14 protein-coding genes and 1 tRNA gene are annotated in these 15,065 nt (G+C 66.6%); 14 read left to right on the plus strand and 1 reads right to left on the minus strand.

Annotation, left to right across the window (positions count from 1 at the left end; all coding sequences use genetic code 11):
- The first annotated feature begins 35 nt into the window (after window positions 1–35).
- From F792_RS0101780 to F792_RS0101840, 13 genes are all read left to right on the plus strand, one after another.
- Window positions 36–275: a glutaredoxin family protein gene (locus tag F792_RS0101780; protein WP_018168141.1), complete on the plus strand. Its 240-nt coding sequence runs from the start codon at window positions 36–38 to the stop codon at window positions 273–275.
- On the plus strand, window positions 272–2,080 hold the full coding sequence (gene lepA / locus F792_RS0101785; protein ID WP_018144064.1) for a translation elongation factor 4: 1,809 nt from the start codon (window positions 272–274) through the stop codon (window positions 2,078–2,080). Before F792_RS0101780 ends, lepA begins: the two co-directional genes overlap by 4 nt.
- A 67-nt stretch (window positions 2,081–2,147) precedes the next feature.
- Entirely contained in the window at window positions 2,148–2,918 is a 771-nt protein-coding gene (lepB, locus tag F792_RS0101790; RefSeq protein WP_018168142.1) for a signal peptidase I, read from the plus strand.
- Window positions 2,919–2,977: 59 nt separating this feature from the next.
- Window positions 2,978–3,334 carry a DUF4845 domain-containing protein gene (locus tag F792_RS0101795; RefSeq protein WP_018144062.1) on the plus strand — a complete coding sequence of 119 codons (357 nt, stop codon included), beginning with the start codon at window positions 2,978–2,980 and terminating at the stop codon, window positions 3,332–3,334.
- 43 nt (window positions 3,335–3,377) lie between these two features.
- Complete coding sequence (gene rnc, locus F792_RS0101800) at window positions 3,378–4,055, plus strand: ribonuclease III (RefSeq protein WP_026289529.1); 678 nt, start codon at window positions 3,378–3,380, stop codon at window positions 4,053–4,055.
- A complete protein-coding gene (gene era, locus F792_RS0101805; protein ID WP_018168143.1) occupies window positions 4,052–4,972 on the plus strand; it encodes a GTPase Era in 921 nt (306 codons plus the stop codon). Before rnc ends, era begins: the two co-directional genes overlap by 4 nt.
- Entirely contained in the window at window positions 4,969–5,625 is a 657-nt protein-coding gene (locus tag F792_RS0101810) for a recombination protein O N-terminal domain-containing protein (protein WP_018168144.1), read from the plus strand. The genes era and F792_RS0101810 overlap by 4 nt, the downstream gene beginning before the upstream one ends.
- Window positions 5,626–5,660: 35 nt before the next feature.
- On the plus strand, window positions 5,661–6,428 hold the full coding sequence (locus F792_RS0101815) for a pyridoxine 5'-phosphate synthase (protein ID WP_018168145.1): 768 nt from the start codon (window positions 5,661–5,663) through the stop codon (window positions 6,426–6,428).
- Between the two features lie 7 nt (window positions 6,429–6,435).
- Window positions 6,436–6,834: a holo-ACP synthase gene (acpS, locus tag F792_RS0101820; RefSeq protein ID WP_018168146.1), complete on the plus strand. Its 399-nt coding sequence runs from the start codon at window positions 6,436–6,438 to the stop codon at window positions 6,832–6,834.
- 127 nt (window positions 6,835–6,961) lie between these two features.
- Window positions 6,962–8,176, plus strand: coding sequence for an FtsH protease activity modulator HflK (gene hflK, locus F792_RS0101825; protein WP_018144056.1), 1,215 nt, complete (start codon window positions 6,962–6,964; stop codon window positions 8,174–8,176).
- Window positions 8,176–9,060, plus strand: coding sequence for a protease modulator HflC (gene hflC / locus F792_RS0101830; RefSeq protein WP_018168147.1), 885 nt, complete (start codon window positions 8,176–8,178; stop codon window positions 9,058–9,060). Before hflK ends, hflC begins: the two co-directional genes overlap by 1 nt.
- A gap of 133 nt (window positions 9,061–9,193) precedes the next feature.
- Window positions 9,194–10,378: an ATP phosphoribosyltransferase regulatory subunit gene (locus tag F792_RS0101835; RefSeq protein ID WP_018168148.1), complete on the plus strand. Its 1,185-nt coding sequence runs from the start codon at window positions 9,194–9,196 to the stop codon at window positions 10,376–10,378.
- The gene (locus tag F792_RS0101840; protein ID WP_018168149.1) at window positions 10,378–11,679 is read left to right on the plus strand and encodes an adenylosuccinate synthase; all 1,302 of its coding nucleotides are present in this window, start codon (window positions 10,378–10,380) and stop codon (window positions 11,677–11,679) included. The genes F792_RS0101835 and F792_RS0101840 overlap by 1 nt, the downstream gene beginning before the upstream one ends.
- Window positions 11,680–11,831: 152 nt before the next feature.
- Here the strand turns inward: F792_RS0101840 and F792_RS0101845 are convergent.
- Window positions 11,832–11,918: transfer RNA gene (locus F792_RS0101845), tRNA-Leu, on the minus strand.
- A gap of 244 nt (window positions 11,919–12,162) precedes the next feature.
- Between F792_RS0101845 and rnr the strand changes: the two genes are divergently transcribed.
- The gene (gene rnr, locus F792_RS0101850) at window positions 12,163–15,033 is read left to right on the plus strand and encodes a ribonuclease R (RefSeq protein ID WP_018168150.1); all 2,871 of its coding nucleotides are present in this window, start codon (window positions 12,163–12,165) and stop codon (window positions 15,031–15,033) included.
- Window positions 15,034–15,065: the final 32 nt, after the last annotated feature.

Here is a 15,065-nt window from a genome sequence, read left to right on the forward strand (position 1 = left end):
CCGGCGGGTTCGGCAGCCCTCCCAATCGTTTCTGGATGACCGAACTGACCCTTTATCATCGCGAGAGCTGCGGTCTCTGCCATGACATGCTGGCCGAGATCATGGCCCTCAAAAGCCGTTATACTTTCGCGCTTACGGTCGTCGACATCGACGAGCACCCGGACCTGCAGGCGCGTTTCAACGTCAAGGTCCCGGTGCTCGCGGTCGACGACGACATTCTCTGCTGCCATTTCCTCGACCGAAAGGCACTGCTGGACCTACTGGCCCCTGCATGACCGAAACCCGCCTTACCCGCAATTTCTCCATCATCGCGCACATCGACCATGGCAAGTCCACGCTGGCGGACCGCCTGATCCAGGGTTGCAACGGCCTGACCGAGCGCGAGATGTCGGAGCAGGTGCTGGACTCGATGGATCTGGAGCGCGAGCGCGGAATCACCATCAAGGCGCAGAGCGTGTCGCTGTTCTATGACGCCCAGGATGGTCAGCGCTACCAGCTGAACCTCATCGACACCCCGGGGCACGTGGATTTCTCCTACGAGGTGTCGCGCTCGCTGTTCGCCTGCGAAGGCGCACTGCTGGTGGTCGATGCGTCGCAGGGGGTGGAGGCGCAAAGCGTCGCGAACTGCTACACCGCGCTCGACCAGGGCCTGGAGGTCGTTCCGGTCCTGAACAAGATCGACTTGCCGGCCGCCGAGCCGGATCGGGTGGCGGCCGAGATCGAGGATGTGATCGGTATCGAGGCCACCGACGCCCTGCGAGTCTCCGCGAAGACCGGCGAGGGGATGGCCGAACTGCTGGAAGAGATCGTGCGTCGTATCCCGCCGCCGGAGGGCGATTCCGAGGCTGCACCCAAGGCGCTGGTGATCGACTCCTGGTACGACAACTACCTGGGCGTGGTCGCGCTGGTGCGGGTGAAGGCCGGACGCTTCCGCGCCGGGCAGAAGATCAAGGCGATGTCGGTCGGGCGTGCCCACGAGGTCAGCCGGGTGGGGGTGTTCACGCCCAAGCCGGTGGATCGCGCGACCCTGGAGGTTGGCGATGTCGGCTATCTGATCGCGACCATCAAGGACATCTCCGGGGCCAAGGTCGGGGATACCTTTACGGACTTCAACAACCCGGCCTCCGAACCCGTTCCGGGCTTCCAGGAGGTTCAGCCGCGGGTGTTTGCCGGGCTGTTCCCGGTCAGTGCAGAGGACTTCAACGACCTGCGCGATGCCCTGGACAAGTTGCGCCTGAACGATGCCGCGTTGTCCTTCGAGCCGGAGACCTCGCAGGCGCTGGGCTTCGGCTTTCGCTGCGGTTTCCTCGGCATGCTGCACATGGAGATCGTGCAGGAGCGTCTGGAGCGTGAATACGACCTCGACCTGATCACCACCGCGCCCACCGTGGTCTACGAGGTGGAAAGAAGCGACGGCGAGGTGGTCATGGTGCACAACCCCTCGGAGCTGCCCCCGAACAACGAGATCGGCGAGATCCGCGAGCCGATCATCGAGGCCAATATCCTGGTCCCGCAGGAGTATGTCGGCGCGGTGATCACGCTGTGCGTGGAAAAGCGCGGGTCGCAGACCAAGATGCAGTACCTGGGGCGCCAGGTGCAGCTGGCCTACGAGTTGCCGATGTCCGAGGTGATGCTGGACTTCTTCGATCGGTTGAAGTCCGCGACCCGTGGCTATGCGTCGTTCGACTATCAGCCGCTGCGGTTCGAGGCGGCGCCGCTGGTACGTGTGGATATCCTGATCAACGGCGACCGGGTGGATGCGCTGTCGGCAATCGTGCATCGCGACCACGCCGAGTCGCGCGGGCGCCAGATCATTGAGCGCATGGCGAAGATCATCCCGCGTCAGATGTACGAGGTGGCGATCCAGGCAGCGATCGGGTCGAAGATCATCGCGCGCTCCACGGTCAAGGCGATGCGCAAGAACGTGCTGGCCAAGTGCTACGGCGGGGATGTCTCGCGCAAGCGCAAGCTGCTGGAAAAGCAGAAGGCGGGCAAGAAACGCATGAAGTCGATCGGCCGGGTGGATGTCCCGCAGGAAGCCTTCCTCGCGGTGCTGTCGGTAGACGACGACAAGAAGTAACAACCAGGCCTGCGGCCCGGACGGGTCGCAGGGCGATCCCCGGCGGGCCGGGAACAGAGGACACGGCATGGCAAATCTCGAACTGATCCTGGTGCTGGCAACCGCCGTGACCGGCCTGATCTGGCTGGGCTGGGTGATCCTGCGGCGGCGTCGGAGCCCCGAGCGCCAGCGCGAAATGCCCTGGTTCGTCGACTACTCGCGCTCGTTCTTCCCGGTCCTGCTGATCGTGCTGATCCTGCGCTCGTTCGTGGCCGAGCCCTTTCGCATTCCCTCGGGTTCGATGATGCCCACCCTGCTGGTGGGCGACTTCATCATGGTCAGCAAGTTTTCCTACGGCATTCGTCTGCCGGTGACGCGCACCAAGATTCTCGACACCGGGGAACCGGAGCGGGGCGAGGTGGTGGTGTTCAAGTATCCGCGCAAGCCGACCGAGGACTACATCAAGCGTGTGATCGGCCTGCCGGGCGACACCATCGCGTTCCGCGACCGCGTCCTGTACGTGAATGGGGAGCCGCAGTCGGCCGAGCGCGTCGGGACCTTCGAGGGCGAGGGCTCGGGGCAGGTGATGTCGGGTGCCTCGATCTTCGAGGAGACCCTGGACGGGCGCACCTATAACACCCTGATGCGCGAGCAGCAGGCCAGCCTGGATGGATCGGTCACCGTGCCCGACGGGCACTACTTCATGGTCGGTGACAACCGCGATAATTCCAACGACAGCCGATCCTGGGGTTTTGTCGCCGAGGAGCATCTGGTTGGGCGTGCCCTCTTCATCTGGCTGCATTGGGATTACAATGAAGGCCATCGGGACTTTTCCCGGATCGGCCAGGCGATTCGCTAGTAGCCCCGCGGGGGCGGGCAAACAGGGACGGGGTATTCATGCAACATTCCAGACACTCGATGCAGGGCGCGGGCGCGATCACCATTCTCGCGCTGATCTTCCTGGCGCTGCTGGTCGGTACCTTCGTGATCAAGATGGGCACGCAGTACACCCAGTTCCTCACCGTGCGCTCGATCATGCAGGACGTCGCCACCCAGGCCGGCGCGGCAGAGAAGAGCGAACGCGAACTGTGGCGCGAGATCAACCGCCGCTTCCAGATCAATTCCGTATACGACGGGATCGGCGAGGAGGACTTCAGCGTGACCGAGAATGGCGCCAGCCGCCAGCTGCACCTGCAGTACGAGGTGCGCCGCGAATTCCTCGGCAATGTGGACGTGGTGGCGCGCTTCTCGAACAGCGAGACGCTGGCCCCCTGATGGGGTCGGCGTCGGTTCCTTGCATGCTTTGTCGGGTGGGTTCGTGAGCCGGGATTTTCGCAGTCTGCTGCCCGCGGCCGTGCGCGACGGCGACGGGATTGACCAGGCGTTGACCCACCGCAGCGCCGGCGGGCGCAATAATGAGCGCCTGGAGTTCCTGGGTGACGCCGTCCTTGGGCTGGTGATCGCCGACGCCCTGTACGAGAAGCTCCCGGATGCCCCGGAAGGGGATCTCACCCGCCTGCGTGCGGCGCTGGTCAATCGCGAGTCGCTGGCGGATCTGGCTCGGGAGACCGGCCTCGAGGGCACGCTGAACCTGGGGCAGGGCGAGCGCAAGAGTGGCGGCCAACGCCGCGACTCCATCCTGGCCGATGCGGTGGAGGCCCTGATCGGGGTGACCTACCGCGAGGCCGGGATGGAGGCCGCGCGCGACTTTACCCTGGCGCTGTATGTCGAGCGCCTGAACGATCTCCCGTCGGCTGAATCGCTGAAGGACCCCAAGACCCGGCTGCAGGAACAACTGCAGGGCCGCAATGCGGATCTGCCGGTCTACGAGGTGCTGGAGGTGGTCGGCCCCGATCACAAGCGCCAGTTCACCGTGGCGGTCCACCTGCCCACCCAGGGCTGGGGCCAACGTGGCCAGGGCTCCTCGCGCCGTCGCGCCGAACAGGCCGCGGCCGAGGCGGCCCTGAAACGCCTGCAACAGGTACAGGAACAATGAGTGAAACCGTAGTCCCCGAACCCGCCACCACGCACTGCGGGCTGGTCGCACTGATTGGCCGGCCCAACGTGGGCAAGACCACGCTGATGAACCGCCTGGTTGGGGAGAAGCTGGCGGCGACGACCCGCCGGCCGCATACCACGCGCAATCGCATCCTCGGCATCGTGACCGAGGGGCAGGACCAGGTCGTACTGATGGATACCCCGGGGATCGATACCGAGCGTACCCAGCTGGTGAACCGGGTCCTCAATCGCACGGCCAGCCAGGCGCTGGCGGATGCCGATCTGGTCTGCTTCATCGTCGAGGCTGGAGAGTTCGGCCCCGGCGACGAGCGCATCGAGGAGACCATCCGTCATTCCGGGCGTCCGGCACTCCTGGTGATCAACAAGGTGGACCAGTGTCGGGAGAAGGAAGAGCTGCTGCCGTTCATCGAGGCCCGCGCCGCGGCCTTCGGCTATGTCGGCGTGGTACCGCTTTCGGCGAAGACCGGATCCAACCTGGACGGTCTGATTGCGGAGATTCGGGCGCATATCCCGGAGGGACCGTTCCTGTACGACCCGGATCAGCTCTCGGATCGCCCGCAGCGCTTTCGTGCCGAAGAGATGATCCGCGAGTCCATGCTGGAGCATCTGGGGCAGGAAGTCCCGTACTCGGTGGCGGTGCGCGTGGAGGAATGGGCGGACGAGCCGCGCACCACTCACATTGATGCCGTGATCCTAGTCGAGCGCGACAGCCAGAAGGGCATCGTGATCGGCAAGGGCGGGCAGCGACTCAAGCGCATCGGCCAGGCCGCACGCGTCCAGTTGGAGGCGCTGCTGGAGCGCAAGGTGATGCTGCGCCTGACCGTGCGTGTCGAGGCCGACTGGACCCGCAACCCGCGCGCCCTGCGTGACCTCGGGATCGAAGAATCGCGGTGAGCGCGACCGCCGGGCTCACCCAGGGGGTGGTCCTGCACGCCCGCCCGCTACGCGAGAACAGCCGGGTGCTCGACCTGCTCACCGCCGAGGCCGGGCGCCTGTCGGCAGTGGTGCGCGGCAAGGCCGGATCGGTGCAGCCCTTCGTGCTGCTGGATCTCGCCTGGCGTGGGCGCGGCGAGCTGCCGACGCTGAATGTGGCCGAGCAGCAGCGGGTCTTCCCGCTGACCGGGCGGGCCCTGGTCTGCGGGCTGTACCTGAACGAACTGATCCTGCGCCTGTACCCACGCGACGCACCGATCCCGGAGGCCCTCCCGGCGCTGTTATCCGCTTATGCCCGGCTGGCCGCCCGCGAGCGCGCCGATACGGTCCTGCGCCGCGCGGAATGGGCCCTGCTCGCACCACTCGATTCCGGGCTCGAACACGTGGACCCGGCCGAGCTGGACCCCGATGCCTGGTACCGCTACGACCCGGAGGCGGGGGTCGAGCGTGTGGCCGCCGGTCGCAGCGAGGCGATCCCCGGTGTCGCGCTGCAGGCGCTGGCCAGCGCCTGCGACGTGCCGGATAATCAGGCCCGCGTCAGCCGCGACTTCATGCGTCGGCTGATCGACACCCATCTGGCCGGGCGGCCGCTGCGGACCCGGGGTCTGCTGTAGTGGCCCGGACCGCAGCCATACAAGGGCATCGCATCATGTCGCATCCTGCTCCGCTGAAGCTCGGGGTCAATCTCGACCATATCGCCACCATCCGCCAGGCGCGGCATACGCCGTACCCGGACCTGATGCAGGCCGTGCGCCTGGCCGAGGCCAGCGGGGCGGATTCGATCACCCTGCATCTGCGCGAGGACCGGCGCCACATTCAGGATGACGACGTGTTCGGGATCAAGCCGCGGCTGAAGGTCCCGATGAACCTGGAGATGGCCGCCACCGAGGGGATGCAGGCGATCGCCCTGAAGCTGCGCCCGGAGGCCTGTTGTATCGTGCCGGAGAAGCGCGAGGAGCTGACCACCGAGGGCGGCCTGGATGCCTTGGGCCAGCTGGAGCGTTTGCGCGCGTTTGTTGCGCCGCTGACCGCCGCCGGGATCGAGGTCTCGCTGTTCGTGGAGCCGGATGTGCGCCAGCTGGAGGCCGCCGTGGCCATCGGCGCCCCGGTGGTGGAGTTGCATACCGGTGCTTATGCGAATGCCCGCGATGTCGCCGAGCGCGAGCGGCTCCTGGGCGGGATCAACGAGGCCGCTGCGGCCGGCCGGGCCATGGGGCTGGTCATCAACGCGGGGCACGGGCTGGACTATGACAACGTGCGGCCGATTGCTGCCAACCCGGTGTTTCACGAGCTGAACATTGGGCATTCGATCGTGGCCCGGGCCCTGTTCACCGGCCTGCCCGAGGCGGTCAGCCATATGCGCGGCCTGATGGATGCCGCGCGCCAGGGTCTGCCGCCCGGTCAGTACCCGGTTTGAGCGCCGGATGATCCTGGGCATCGGAACCGATCTGGTGCAGGTCGCGCGCATGCAGGGCATGTGGGAGCGCCACGGTGCGCGCCTGGCGGAACGTATCCTGCACCCGCTGGAGCGCGCGGACCTGCCGCCCGAACACCCGGCCGGTTTTCTCGCCCGGCGCTTCGCCGCCAAGGAGGCCCTGTCCAAGGCGCTCGGCTGCGGCATCGGGGCGGATATGGCACTGGCCGAGGCCGGCGTGACCCATGATGCCCGTGGTCGGCCGGAGTTCGTGCTGGAGGGGCGTGCCCGCGCCACGGCCGAGCGTCTGGGCGCCGGGACCATCCATCTCAGCATCAGCGACGAGCGCGATTACGCCCAGGCGTTTGTCGTGATTGAGGCCGAGCCGGCCGGTATGGGCCCCGAGTAACCCCCATTTCCCTCCGGGCGTGGTTGCCCGCCCGGAGGCGCCTCCCTAGAATGTGACCCCTTATGCCCGCCGGTCTCCATGGATTCCGCGTCGGGCGCAGCCCTGAGCGAGCGACGGAGTCCACTCCATGCCCTGGAACGAACCGGGAAACAACAACCGCGACCCCTGGAGTGGGGGTGGTGGCGGCCAGCGCGGTAGCGGTGGCGGCGGAGGCGGTAACCAGCCGCCCGATCTCGAAGAAATGATGCGCAAGCTGTCGCGTCAGCTGAACGGCATCTTCGGCGGGGGCGGCAGTGGCGGCTCCGGCGGTTCCGGAAGCGGCGGCATGGGGCGCGGCACGCAGGCCCTGGTCAGCCTCGGCCTGATCATTGCCGTGGTTGTCTGGCTGGCCTCCGGATTCCATATCATCTCGGAAGGCGAGCGCGGCGTCGTGCTGCGTTTCGGCGAATTCCAGCAAGTGAAAAACCCGGGGCCGGGCTGGCACCTGCCGTACCCGATCGAGCGCGTCGAGATCGAGAATGTCGACAACGTGCGTACGCTCTCCCACCGTGCGCTGATCGTGACCGGTGACGAGAACATCATTGATGTCGACATCGCGGTGCAGTACCGCGTCCTCGATCTGGTCGACTACCTGTTCAACGTGCGCGACCCCGACACCACCGTGAACCAGGTGATGGAGTCGGCGATCCGCGAGCGTATCGGCAAGAACAACCTGGACTTCATCCTCGGCGAGGGGCGTGGCGAGATCGCATCCTCCTCGCGAGTGGTGATGCAGGAAAACCTCGATTCCTATGGCGCGGGCATTATCGTGACGGCCGTGTCCATGCAGCAGGCGCAGCCGCCGGAGCCGGTGCAGGAGGCCTTTGCCGACGCGATTCGTGCCCGCGAGGACGAGGTGCGTTTCCGCAACGAGGCCGAGGCCTACGCCAACGGTGTGATTCCGCGGGCACGCGGTCAGGCCGCCCGTATCATCGAGGAGGCCGAGGGTTACCGGGACCAGGTGATCGCGCGCGCCGAGGGTGACGCCTCGCGCTTCGATCAGTTGCTGGCCGAATACCAGCAGGCGCCGGACGTAACCCGCGACCGCCTGTACCTCGAGGCCGTCGAGGCCGTGCTGCAGGATTCCCGCAAGGTAATGCTGGATGTGGGCAGCAGTAACAACCTGATGATGTTGCCGCTGGATCAACTGTTCCAGGGGCAGCGCTCCACCACTAATTCCGGTGACACGCCAACACCGCGGCCGCTGGATACCAGCCGCAGCACGTTCGGCAACAGTGGCACGGGCACGAACCGACTGGGCGATCGCAGCCCGGCCGCCCAGCGTTCGCGGGAGGTTCGCTAATGTTTCGCATCGTCGGTATTGCCGTAGTCGTGCTCGGGATCGTGGTCGCGCTGTCGACCTACACCGTCGACGAGCGTGACCGCGTGATCAAGTTCGCCCTCGGGGAGATCCGGGAGGTCGACCCGGCCCCTGGGCTGCACTTCAAGTTCCCGCTGATCCAGAACGTCGAGAAGTTCGACGCCCGGATCATGACGCTGAATATCCCGCCGGACCGGTTCCTGACCTCCGAGGCGAAGAACATCATTGTCGACTTCTACGCCAAGTGGCGGATCGACGATGTCGGTCAGTTCTACCGTGCCACCCGTGGTGACGAGCGTCTGGCCGAAGAGCGCCTGGCCCAGATCCTGCGCGACGGGATGCGTAACGAGTTTGCACGCTTCGAGTTGCAGGACGTGGTCGCTGGCGAACGCCTGACGATCATGGGTGCGGTGCGCCAGACTGCGTTGGAGACCGCGCAGGAGCTGGGGATCGACCTGGTTGATGTCCGCATCCGCCGCATGGACCTGCCGGAAGAGGTGTCCGAGTCGGTATACGAGCGCATGCGCGCCGAGCGTCAGCGGGTCGCCCAGGACTTCCGCGCCCGCGGTCAGGAAGAGGCCGAGCGCATCCGCTCGCGCGCCGACCGTGAACGCACGGTCATCCTGGCGAACGCCTATCGGGACTCGGAAGAGATCCGCGGTGGCGGTGATGCGATCGCCACCGAGACCCTCGGGCGCTCGTTTGGCGAGGATCAGGAATTCTTCCGCTTCTATCGAAGCCTGATCGCCTACCGCAATAGCATGAGTGGCGAGAACAGCACCTTCATCCTGGAACCGAACTCCGAGTTCTTCCAGTTCTTCAACGCCCCCGGTGGCGAACGCCCGGCGCCGTTGCCGACCCGGTAAAGGAGGGGCGGAGGCGGTCCGCCGTGGCCGCCTCGAAGGTGGCCGTTTGCAACGGGCCCGGAAGATTCCGGGCCCGATTTTTGCCGGGCCGCCACTCGGGCGTGGCGGATCACAGCACAAGAGCAGGGACGAGATGACCGATATCAACCGCTGGTTGCTGCCGGACGGGCTGGAGGAGGCCCTTCCGGATGCTGCGCGCCGTCTGGAGGACCTCCGCCGGCGCGTGCTGGACCAGTTCGACACCTGGGGCTATGACCTGGTGATGCCGCCGCTGGCGGAGTATCTGGAGTCCCTGTTGACTGGTGCCGGGCACGCGCTGGATTTGCAGACCTTCAAGCTGACGGATCAGCTCACTGGCCGCATGATGGGCGTGCGCGCAGACCTGACCCCGCAAGTGGCGCGGATCGATGCTCACCGTCTGCGTGTCCAGGGCCCGAATCGGCTTTGTTACGTGGGCAGTGCGCTGCGTACCCGTGCAGATGAATGGTCGGGTTCACGCAGTCCGCTTCAGGCCGGGGCCGAGCTGTTTGGCCATGACGGGATCGATAGTGATCTCGAGATTATCCGGTTGATGCTGGCGACCCTGGCCGCCTGCGGAGTGGAACGTCCTAGCATGGATCTCGGCCACGTCGGGATCTATCGTGCCCTGGCGCAGGATGCGGGTCTGGATGCGAGCCAGGAGCAGGAATTTTTCGATCAACTCCAGCGCAAGAGCGTGCCCGAGATCGAACAGACCCTCGCGGCCTGGCAGGCCGGCGGCATGGATCCGGCGGCCTGTGCGCGGCTGCGCTCCCTGGTGGATCTGAATGGCGACGCCACGGTACTCGACGCTGCCCGTCGCGCCCTGGCCGGTGCACCCGCCGAGGTGGCGGTGGCGCTGGATCACCTGCAGGCTGTGGTCGCACGGCTTGAGGCGAGCGAGCCGGGCCTGGACCTGCACCTGGACCTGGCCGAGTTGCGCGGCTATGCCTATCACACCGGTCTGGTGTTCGCGGCCTTCGTGCCCGGGTCCGGCCAGGCGATCGCGCGCGGTGGCCGTTATAACGAGATCGGTCGCGTCTTCGGCCGCGCACGGGCGGCCACCGGTTTCAGCACCGATTTGCGCGCCTTCGTGCGCCGCGAGGCCGGGGCGCCGATGACGCCTCGTCAGACGGTGCTGGCACCGGCCACCGGCGATGTGGCGCTGGAGGCGGCCATTGCGGATCTCCGTGCCCGCGGCGTGCGCGTAGTGCGCGAGCTGGAAGGCCAGGACAACGAAGTACCCGGGGGCGCGCGGCTCGAGCCGCGCGCCGGGGAATGGACAGTAGTGGAGCATTGATGGCGATGGGACGTTTTGTAGTCGTACTGGGCAGCCAGTGGGGTGACGAGGGCAAGGGCAAGATTGTCGATCGTCTGACCGAGGATGCCGCGGCCGTCGTGCGCTTCCAGGGCGGGCACAATGCCGGGCATACCCTAGTGATCGATGGCGAGAAGACCGTGCTCCACCTGATCCCGTCGGGCATCCTGCGGGAGGGCGTGGAATGCATGATCGGCAATGGCGTGGTGCTCTCGCCCGAGGCTCTGATCACCGAGATGGAAGAGCTGGAGGCCAAGGGTGTGCCGGTGGCAGACCGTCTGCGCCTGTCGGATGCCTGCCAGCTGATCCTGCCCTACCATGTAGCCCTCGACCTGGCGCGCGAAAAGGCCCGTGGCAAGGCCGCGATCGGGACCACCGGGCGCGGCATTGGCCCCGCCTACGAGGACAAGGTTGCGCGCCGGGGCCTGCGCCTGGACGACCTGTTCCACCGCGAACGCCTGGCGGCCAAGCTGGGCGAGGTGATGGACTATCACAACTTCGCGCTGAAGCATTACTTCAAGGCCGCGACCATCGACCAGCAAGAGGTCTTGGAGCAGTGCCTGGCGCACGCCGAGCGCCTGCAGCCGATGGTCACCGACGTGGCGGGCCGCCTGCACAAGCTGCGCGAGCAGGGCAAGGACGTCATGTTCGAGGGGGCCCAGGGCACGCTGCTGGACATCGACCACGGCACCTATCCGTTCGTGACTTCGTCGAATACCACCGCGGGTGGTGCGTCCACCGGGTCGGGTGTGGGGCCGCGCGACCTCGACTACGTGCTGGGGATCACCAAGGCCTACACGACCCGGGTGGGCGCCGGACCGTTCCCGACCGAGCTGTTCGACAACATGGGTGAACACCTGGCGCGGCAGGGCAATGAGTTCGGTTCCACCACGGGGCGCGCACGGCGCTGCGGCTGGTTCGATGCCGTCGCGCTGAAGCGAGCAGTCAAGGTGAACAGCATCAGCGGATTGTGCATGACCAAGCTGGATGTGCTGGATGGCCTGGAGAACGTGCAGATCTGCGTGGGCTACAACTGCGATGGCGAGACCCGCGAGGCGCCGCCGTCCGGCGCCGAGGCCTATGCGGCCTGCACGCCGATCTACGAGGAGATGCCGGGGTGGACGGAATCCACGGTCGGGATCCGCGAGTATGACCAGTTGCCGGCTAATGCCCGCGCCTATCTGGAGCGTCTGAGCGAGGTGGTCGGGGTGCCGGTCGACATGGTCTCCACGGGGCCCGATCGTGACGAGACCCTGGTGTTGCGCGACCCGTTCGACAGCTGATTGCGTGTCTCCCTGGGCACGTCGGGGCGCGCACCACCGTGCGGGCTCCGGCGAGCCGAGTGGCGGAGCAGGTGGGATTCGCCACGCAGAAAATCCGCCACCCTCACGGGTGTCGCTTCGCGTATAACAGGGATTCGAATACAGCTGAAAAATGGTGCCGAGGAGAGGACTTGAACCTCCACGGGGTTACCCCCACTAGCACCTGAAGCTAGCGCGTCTACCAATTCCGCCACCTCGGCACGAGGGACGACACACAATGAGGAAACCGTGTGTCCTGCGCTTCAGGAGCGCGCAATATAGTGCGCGGCTGGGGGGCTGTCAACGCCCCGGAGCGGGAATGTTTCCCTCCGGTGTGGTCGGCAGGGGCGCGCAAACGCGTCCCCTGCGCAACAAAATTCCGCATGCCTCATAATGGGCGCTTTGCGCGCCCAGCCGGATTCCCGGCGAGGGGCTGCCCATTGCAACATCCACAGAGTTCACTGAATGCCAAGACAACGTCGCAAGACCCCCGCCGATCCCAATTTCGAGCGCGAGGCGCAGAAATACGACAACCCCATCCCCAGTCGCGAGTTCATCCTCGGGCTTCTGCAGGAAGCCGACAATCCGTTGTCCTACGACGAGATCGCGGAACGTCTGAAGATCGACGACGACGATCGCCTCGAGGCCCTGCGCCGCCGCCTGAAGGCGATGGAGCGCGATGGGCAGGCCCTTTGCAACCGTCGCGGTGCCTATCTGCCGGTCAACCAGGAAGACCTGATCCGCGGGCGCGTGATCGGTCACCCGGATGGTTTCGGTTTCCTGGTGCCGGACGAGCAGGACGACGACCTGTTCCTGTCGCCGAAGCAGATGCGCGGGGTATTTCATGGCGACCGGGTTCTGGCCCGGGTCATGGGCGTGGATCGTCGCGGCCGCCGCGAGGGCGGGATTGTCGAGGTCCTGGAGCACAACACCACCCAGGTGGTCGGGCGTCTGAAGATCGAGGACGGTGTCGGCATCCTGACCCCGGACAACAAGCGCATCACCCACGACATCCTGGTGCCGCCGGACGGCCTGGGCGAGGCGGAGGACGACCAGATCGTGGTCGTGCGCATCCGTGAATCCGCTTCGCGCACGGCGCGCCTGCGTGGGGACGTGCAGGAAGTCCTGGGCGAGCACATGGCGCCGGGTATGGAGATCGACATCGCGATCCGCGCTCACGCCCTGCCGCACGAGTGGCCGGACGAGGTCACCGCGGCGGCCGACGAGCTGGGCGCCGAGGTGGCCGAGGCAGACAAGAAGGATCGCCTGGACCTGCGCGAGAAGCCGTTCGTCACGATCGATGGCGACGACGCCCGCGACTTCGACGACGCCCTGTACTGCGAGCCGGAAGGCAAGGGCTGGCGGCTGTGGGTTGCGATCGCCGACGTGTCGCACTACGTCCAGCGCGACGCCGCGCTGGATCGCGAGGCGCGCACGCGCGGCACCTCGGTGTACTTCCCGAACAACGTGATCCCGATGTTGCCGGAGGCCCTGTCCAACGGTCTGTGCTCGCTGAATCCGAACGTGGACCGGTTGAGCATGATCTGCGAGATGGAGATCGGTGCGCGCGGGGCGCTGAAGAGCTATCGCTTCCACGAGGGACTGATCCGTTCGCACGCCCGCCTGATCTACGAGGACGTGGCCGCGATGCTCGACGGCGACGCGGCGCAGCGCGAGCAGAACGCGCATGTGATGCCGAACCTGGAGACCCTGCACCAGGCCTTCAAGGCCCTGCACGCGGCGCGCAATCGCCGGGGCGCGATCGATTTCGACACCACCGAAACCAAGATCGTCTTTGGCGAGGACCGCAAGATCGAGAAGATCGTGCCGACGGTGCGCAATGATGCGCATCGCCTGGTCGAGGAGTGCATGATCATGGCCAACGTGGCCGCCGCGCGCTTCCTCAAGAAGCACAAGGTGCCGGCGCTGTACCGCATCCATGATCAGCCGCCGTCGGACAAGATCGATGACCTGCGCGACTTCCTCAATGGCGCGGGTCTGAGCCTGGGCGGTGGTGACGAGCCGAGCCCCGCCGACTACACCGAAGTCCTGAAGGCAGCGCGCCAGCGCACCGACCAGCAGCTGATCCAGACCGTGCTGCTGCGTTCGTTGAGCCAGGCCGTGTATGCCCCGGAGCTCGATGGCCACTTTGGTCTGGCGCTGGACGACTACGCGCACTTCACCTCGCCGATCCGCCGCTATCCGGACCTGCTGGTGCATCGCGGTATTCGCCATGTGCTGCGCAAGGGCAGTGGCAAGGCCTTCCCGTACTCGCATGGCGACATGGAGCAGTTGGGTGAGCATTGCTCGATGGCCGAGCGACGCGCCGACGACGCGACCCGCGACGCGGTGGCCTGGCTGAAGGCCGAGTACATGCAGGACAAGGTCGGCGAGACATTCCCCGGCGTGGTCTCCGGAGTCACCGGGTTCGGTCTGTTCGTGGAGATCAAGGACGTCTACATCGAGGGCCTGGTGCACGTGACCGGCCTCGACAACGACTTCTACCACTTTGACCCGGCACGCCACAGCCTGACCGGCGAACGCGGTGGCCGGGTGTTCCGTATCGGCGACGAGCTCCAGGTGCAGGTGGCCCGGGTGAGCCTGGATGATCGCAAGATCGATCTGGCCCTGGCCCAGGAAGCGGGCCAGCCGAGTCCCGCCGCTCCGCCGCCGAAAAAGCGCAGCCGTCGTAGCAAGCGCCGCAAGGATGTTGATGCGGCGCCGGTCGAGGCCGCCGCCGAACCAACCGCAGCAGCGCCCGAGCCTGAGGCAAAACCCACAGCAGCCGGGCCGGGAGCGCCCGCGGCCGACGATGATGCCCCGGCGCCGAAGAAGAAACGCCGCCGTCGTGGTGGCCGCCGCCGTGGGGCCGCCGGTGGCGACACGAGCCCTGCTGCCGAGCCGAGCCCGGCGAAAGAACCGAGCTCGGAGAAAGAGCCGAGCCCAGGGAATGAGGCGAGCCCGGGGAATGAGGCGAGCCCGGGGAATGAAGCAAGCCCGGGGAATGAGGCGAGCCCGGGAAATGAGGCGAGCCCGGGAAATGAGGCGAGCCCGGGAAATGAGGCGAGCCCGGGGAATGAAGCAAGCCCTGGGAATGAACGGACCCGGGGCAGCGGACGTGGCCGGGGCAACGCACGCCGCCCGCGGAACGCGCCGGATGAAGGCAACAGCGATGCCCCGGAACCGGGCAACGAGGCGGTTCCGCCGCCGCGCCCCGAGGCCGACAAGGACGGAAATACCATTGTCGAGCCGAGTGCGGATCGCCCGGCCAAGGCCAAGGAATCCTCTGGGTCCGGACGTGGCCGCAGCCGTCGTCGACGTCCGTCCTCGTCCTGAGGCGCCGGGTGAACCCGCGTCTGTTCCCCCGC

The sequence above is a fragment of the Thioalkalivibrio sp. ALMg9 genome (assembly GCF_000380625.1).
GTDB lineage: Bacteria > Pseudomonadota > Gammaproteobacteria > Ectothiorhodospirales > Ectothiorhodospiraceae > Thioalkalivibrio > Thioalkalivibrio versutus.